This is a genomic window from Psychrobacter sp. AOP5-GZ1-6 (genome assembly GCF_052376345.1).
In the GTDB taxonomy this organism is placed as follows: Bacteria; Pseudomonadota; Gammaproteobacteria; order Pseudomonadales; family Moraxellaceae; genus Psychrobacter.
In genome coordinates, this window is sequence record NZ_JBQSVP010000035.1 from 21,336 (window position 1) to 27,335 (window position 6,000).

At 42.5% G+C, this 6,000-nt stretch carries 7 protein-coding genes; 6 read left to right on the top strand and 1 reads right to left on the bottom strand.

All coding sequences use genetic code 11. The annotated features are described in order from the left end of the window. Positions 1–79: 79 nt before the first annotated feature. A complete protein-coding gene (locus ACT3RN_RS06765) occupies positions 80–541 on the top strand; it encodes a methyltransferase family protein (RefSeq protein ID WP_192519578.1) in 462 nt (153 codons plus the stop codon). 138 nt (positions 542–679) lie between these two features. Next, positions 680–1,012: a YnfA family protein gene (locus tag ACT3RN_RS06770; RefSeq protein WP_192519579.1), complete on the top strand. Its 333-nt coding sequence runs from the start codon at positions 680–682 to the stop codon at positions 1,010–1,012. A 96-nt stretch (positions 1,013–1,108) separates the two neighbouring features. On the opposite strand, the gene ACT3RN_RS06775 is transcribed toward ACT3RN_RS06770, so the two are convergent. After that, a complete protein-coding gene (locus ACT3RN_RS06775) occupies positions 1,109–1,231 on the bottom strand; it encodes a hypothetical protein (protein WP_263972660.1) in 123 nt (40 codons plus the stop codon). Between the two features lie 346 nt (positions 1,232–1,577). Here ACT3RN_RS06775 and ACT3RN_RS06780 point away from each other — a divergent pair, with 346 nt between their 5' ends. The 4 genes from ACT3RN_RS06780 (at position 1,578) to miaA (ending at position 5,939) form a co-directional block, all read left to right on the top strand. Then, positions 1,578–2,198 carry a 6-pyruvoyl trahydropterin synthase family protein gene (locus ACT3RN_RS06780; RefSeq protein WP_192519580.1) on the top strand — a complete coding sequence of 207 codons (621 nt, stop codon included), beginning with the start codon at positions 1,578–1,580 and terminating at the stop codon, positions 2,196–2,198. After that, positions 2,198–2,728 carry a tRNA (adenosine(37)-N6)-threonylcarbamoyltransferase complex ATPase subunit type 1 TsaE gene (tsaE, locus tag ACT3RN_RS06785; protein ID WP_192519581.1) on the top strand — a complete coding sequence of 177 codons (531 nt, stop codon included), beginning with the start codon at positions 2,198–2,200 and terminating at the stop codon, positions 2,726–2,728. The genes ACT3RN_RS06780 and tsaE overlap by 1 nt, the downstream gene beginning before the upstream one ends. 92 nt (positions 2,729–2,820) lie before the next feature. Beyond that, positions 2,821–4,617 (top strand): DNA mismatch repair endonuclease MutL, encoded by a 1,797-nt coding sequence (mutL, locus tag ACT3RN_RS06790; protein WP_442069909.1) that lies wholly within the window; start codon positions 2,821–2,823, stop codon positions 4,615–4,617. 182 nt (positions 4,618–4,799) lie between these two features. Beyond that, complete coding sequence (gene miaA / locus ACT3RN_RS06795) at positions 4,800–5,939, top strand: tRNA (adenosine(37)-N6)-dimethylallyltransferase MiaA (protein ID WP_192519583.1); 1,140 nt, start codon at positions 4,800–4,802, stop codon at positions 5,937–5,939. The last annotated feature ends 61 nt before the right edge of the window (positions 5,940–6,000 follow it).

Consider the following 6,000-nt stretch of genomic DNA (forward strand, 5'->3'; position numbering starts at 1 on the left):
GTGTCGTTTTAACTTTCCTTGTCAGCACGCTTGGTGGAACACCATCATAATTTTTATTAAAAATAGAGAAGGCCTAATTATGAATACTCTAGAGCTCAAAATCCCACCTGTAGCGCAAGTTATTATTATAGCCGCTGTTATGTATGGCGCTTCTAGAATTATACCTAATTTACAGTTCGATTTTGATGGATCAAATACGCTGGCGATTGGTTTGAGTACTATAGGATTGGGTAGTGGGGTCATGGGTGTGGCTCAATTTAAAAAAGCGCAAACCACCGTGAATCCGCATACGCCCGAAAAAGCTACAAACCTAGTGACACGTGGTATTTATCAATACACCCGAAACCCGATGTATTTAGGATTGGTGCTTATTCTATTAGGTTGGGCTTTTTATCTGTCTCATTTTTTACCATTTATGCTAGTGCCTGTTTTTATGATTTATATGACGCGCTTTCAAATCCAACCAGAAGAAAGAATGATGACACAGAAGTTTGGTATAGAGTATCAGGATTATATAGCTAAAGTACGCAGGTGGATATAAAGCTTATAGAGTATTCAGTCGCGGTGGGGTGCTCGATTGCACAGTTGTAAAGGATAGGGTGCTGGTCTCTGGTAATGCTGTAAAATATTTGACTGGATTTATCACGATTGCAGAGTAGTGGGTGAGGAGTAGTAAGTTTTGACAGAATTAAAGACCGTTGGGCTGTTTGCGCTTACCGCATTAGCAGAAATTATCGGTTGCTACCTGCCTTATCTTTGGCTGCGAGAAGGTAGATCAATCTGGCTTCTGATACCTGCTGTACTGAGTTTGACAGCTTTCGTATGGTTGCTGACATTGCATCCGACGGCTGTAGGCAGAGTCTATGCTGCTTACGGTGGGGTATATGTGGTCATGGCAATTTTATGGTTGTGGACAGTGAATGGTATACGACCAACCACGTGGGATGTTATAGGTTCGATAGTTGCACTGATAGGAATGGCGATTATTATGTTTGCACCGCGCAGTGGCTAGGGCATATTCTCAATTCAAACGAAAGCCAAAAAAATGCCAATCAAACGGTGAAGCTTGATTGGCATATTGATGCACTTACTATTAATGCAATTATTATTAATGCTTACCTAAGATGCTGCTATTGTCTTCTTTCTTAGCTTGTTTTGCCGCTTTCTTTTCTTTTGCAGTCAGAAGCGGTTTCTTTTTGACATTCTTTTTACTGTCTTGACCTTTGCTCATGGTTCTTTCCTCTTGAAATAAGCTGCAATATCCATAAAGTCAAAATAAGCAGACCTCAAGGAATATATTGGTACAGATGACGCGGATATCGCGTACTGTCATGAGTATAGGCTTAAGAGGTATTAATAGATAGCACGCGCACAATTCACCTACGATTCAATTAATGCCTTTGTTAATCCCAAATGAGTCATGTCAATTCGTATAATAAATATGAGTATTCATAAGTGCTTACTTACGGATACATAGTGATTTGCTATAATGGGCAACACGCCGACGAATAGATACGGCAAACCTTTATTTATAAACATTTAGCACAATGCTGCTTACAGCTTTGGTCAATATTATTATGCGTATTCGTAAACTCTTTAAATTTGAAAATGCCCATATCGTTCGCAACTGTAGTTCTGAACGTTGCAAGCATTCTATCCATGGTCACAGTTATCAGATTGAGCTGATTTTAGAGGCCAAACGTTTAGATCATGGTCAGATGGTCTATGATTTTGGTCTATTAAAGTCTTCGATTAAAGACATCATTGACAGCTTCGATCATGCTATTTGTTTTTGGAATAAAGACGATCCTGAATATATCGATGCTTGTAAAAAGTTCAGTGCGCGCTGGATAAGCCTGCCAGTGTCACCATCGGCAGAGCAGTTTTCACGAGTGATATTCTTTTGGGCGCAAGAGATTCTGCGCCAGACTCAAATGCAAAACGGTGAGTCGGATGTCAGTGTGTACTCAGTTATTGCACACGAGACAGCGACAGGCTATGCGCAGTGTTTCGCTGATGATGTAGCCAATGAGCAAATGGGTAAATTGGTTTTGGAAGAGTTTGCGTTCAGCGACCAAGTTTCCAAAGAATGGCATGACCCTGAGCTGTATGCCAAACTGATTCGCGGCGAGCGTTTTATGAATCCATCCGTGACGATGCAGGTTCAGACAGAACCAACACAGGCAGGTTCAGACTGATGCAGACTGATAAATTGATAAAAGACAGTAAACACTCGCAAACATTGATACTGAACTCTGAGCAAGACACTCAGGCATTGGCGCAGCAGTTGGCTGACTTACCATTGACGGGTAGTGTGTGGCTGGCAGGAGACTTGGGTGCAGGTAAGACCACGTTGACTCGCTATTGGCTGCAAGCGCTTGGTCATACAGGTGCAGTAAAGAGCCCGACCTATACGTTGGTTGAGCCTTATAATATTGAACAAGGCGATGGCAAGATTAAGCCAGTCTATCATGCAGACTTATATCGTCTTCAAGATCCAGAAGAGCTGTCTTTTATAGGATTTGATGAGTATTTGGATGAGCCAAATGCACTGGTCATTATCGAATGGGCAAGCCGTGCAGATGGTTATTTGCCTCAGCCGACGTTGTTTATTGATATAACTCAAGGTGATGGCGATACTCATGGTAAAGAGTCTCGTCTGGTTGAGCTACGACTGTCAAAAGCAGGTCAAGCGCTGGATTTGGATTTATCAGCGCTCAAGATTTAATGTTGTGAAAAATGGCTGTAATCCAAAGTGTCTGTAATTCAAAATGCTTTTAATTCAAAGCGCCTGTAATCCAAAACATACGATGCTCATCCATGTCTGATAATTATTCTAATACACGTATTAAAAAACTGTCGCCATTGCTCATTAATCAATTAGCAGCGGGTGAGGTCGTAACGCGTCCGGCAGCAGTGGTCAAAGAGCTACTTGAAAATGCCATCGATGCTGGTGCTACCAATATCGAGATACACATTACCCAAGGCGGCATGGGTATGATTGAAGTGGTAGACAATGGCGTTGGTATCCATCCCGACGATATGGTCATGGCGATTACTCGTCACGCAACCAGTAAGGTCGCTGATGTGGCCAATCTTCATGGTATCGCAACATTGGGTTTTCGCGGTGAAGCATTGGCAGCGACGGCAGCGGTTTCTCGTCTAACATTGTCCAGTAGTCATGATGATAGCGGTGTTGGTCGTCAGCTACAGGTCTCTGGTGTCCTAGCGGATGAGCCAAAACTGATACCCATCGTTCACAATCGTGGTACGACCATTACTGTCAAAGATTTATACTTCAATGTGCCAGCACGTCGCGGTAACTTAAAGTCTATTGCCACTGAATTTGGTCATATTGAGTCAATGGTTCGTGATGTTGCCTTGGCTCGTGCCGATGTAGCGCTCACACTGTTTCATGATAACAAGAAACGCATGTCGCTATCTTCTCATGAAGCGTCATCAACTTTGCAAGCTACAAGTGCTATCTCAAACCATCATGACAATGTAGTAGGTTATTTGCCTTTATCGCGTCTTGAGCAAGCAACAGGTATGGCATTGATGGACAATGCGATACAGATAATGATAGATCTTGCTAGCTTACTACCACCAACCATGGCACACGACGATGATAATGGCCTTGGTCATCACGCCAGTATCCGTGGTTGGATATGGCCCATACTGAATCAAGGGTCACAAGAGGCATTACCGAAACTGTTATATGTGAATGGTCGTTTGGTTAAAGAACCAATTATTAGTAACCAGTTGCGCCAACTTAGCCACAGTGCTGGACTAAATAGTATTGGCTATGCCTTGTATTTTGATTTGCCAACGCAATGGCTTAATATCAATGTGCATCCATCTAAGCAGCGTATTAAAATTGGCTCGCTTAATAATATTATGGCGCATTTAAATCATGCGATTCAATCAAAACTAAAGCATATTGACGTACCAGAGCAGCCTGCCACACATGACAAACCATTAATAAAAGATAGTACGTTTATAACTGATGCAGGGATAGGTGTTGTACCTACCACACAATCTTACGAAAGTGCTGTATCTCCGAACCGAAACAGGCAGGTGAATACTGCTAAACAGCCATATGAGCACCCAGGCCGTCAGGCAATGTCGCAACCTCAATATCTAGTAGAGTCAGCGTTAAATGGTAGTGAGTCTACAGGTCAGTATGCTAATATCTCAAACAATATATTGGCGGCAACAGCAGCTTTACCAACTTGCTTAGAGGTCATTAGTGACTTGGATACGTTAGCACTTGATACTGATACTGATACTGATACTAGTTTTGCTAAATGCGTTGAGGACACATCATTACCTTGGTTGTTATTTTTTCATCAAGGACAGTGTTTTCTTATTGGAGAGCAGGACTGGCAATCAAAGTTAAGTCAACTGTTTGAAGCAAAGATACTGAGTGGTAATATATTGCAGGAAGCTAAGCAAGCCAATACTGCAAAAGATGTTAATCAACAACTTGTGACTATAAGTCAGCAGATGTCCGCGCAAGACTTGATGCTGTTTATGACAGATATTGAAACGTTGCTCAATAAGCATTCGATTAAAGCTATTAGTACTCATCATTTGGCAGCACTGATGCTTCTATAGTCAAATTCATATCAATCAGCTACATCATTATCCTCGCTAACCATGCTAATGTATCGCTTGCACTCGGTTTGCTTGTATCGAGATTATTTGAGCTCAACTATATTTATTCCTGAAGAAATAATCAATTAGGTTTGATGCTAGCTCCTAACTACTCACTATAAATAATGATTAAAGGCAATCCTATGGGACAGTCGTCTGAGGGTTTATCTCAACAGCTAACAGATAATAGCGTGGTGTGTTTGATGGCACCAACCGCAAGTGGCAAAACCGCACTAGCCTATGAGCTATACGATACAGGGCGCTACGAGCTGATTTCGGTAGATTCAGCGCTGATATATCGTGATATGAACATCGGCACAGCCAAACCGTCAGCTGATGAGCTGGCACGCTACCCACATCACTTGGTTGATATCATTGACCCGATACAAAGTTATAGTGTTGCCGAGTTCGTTAGTGATATTGCCCGTCTTATTGATAAGTGTCACCAAAAGGGTAAGATTCCATTGCTAGTGGGCGGTACTATGATGTATTACATGGCACTACTGGATGGATTGTCTCCGGTACCTGACAGTGATGCTAGTGCGCGCGCGCGGGTGGAGCAGTGGCGACAGGATGAAGGTATCGAAGCGTTGTATGATTACCTCGGTCAAATAGATCCCATAAGCCATGAGCGCCTGAATGCAACCGATACTCAGCGTATTACTCGAGCGGTTGAAGTGTATCTGCAAACAAACACGCCACTTAGTGACTGGCAACGTCAGCCTAAACAAGCATTGGCACACAATCCAAATCAGCAGTGGCATGCGCTGGCAGTGATACCTGACCGCCCATGGTTGCATAAACGTATCGCGCAGCGTTTGGATATAATGTGGGATGAGGGATTATTAGCGGAAGTGATCGGTTTGCTTGAGCAATATACATTAACCCCCAATTTAGCGGCGATGCGCTGTGTAGGCTATCGGCAAGTATTGGAGTATCTAGTACATATAAAACACCCAGTATTTGAGTTACCACATTTAGATAAGGCACAATTCTATGATGCTTTTGAATTGGTTCAAGCGTCAGGTCGTGAGTCAGAAACACAAAATAACAATATGCAAAGTCAGGTACAATCTACGATGTCTGATGATGAGTTCGAGGCGCTTGCTTGTCAGCAAATGCAAAATAAGGCATTATATGCTACAAGACAGTTGGCAAAACGTCAGTACACTTGGTTGCGTAAAGTGATACAGCTGCCTAATGAGCAAAGTCACTCTGTATCTAATGCGGTAATGATAAAAACATTTACGACGATGGCGCAGGCAAGAGATTATCTGTACTAAAAATTTGAGACCATCCCGAATTCTGTGTAACTGCCGTTTAGATTAAATGCTTGCTGATACG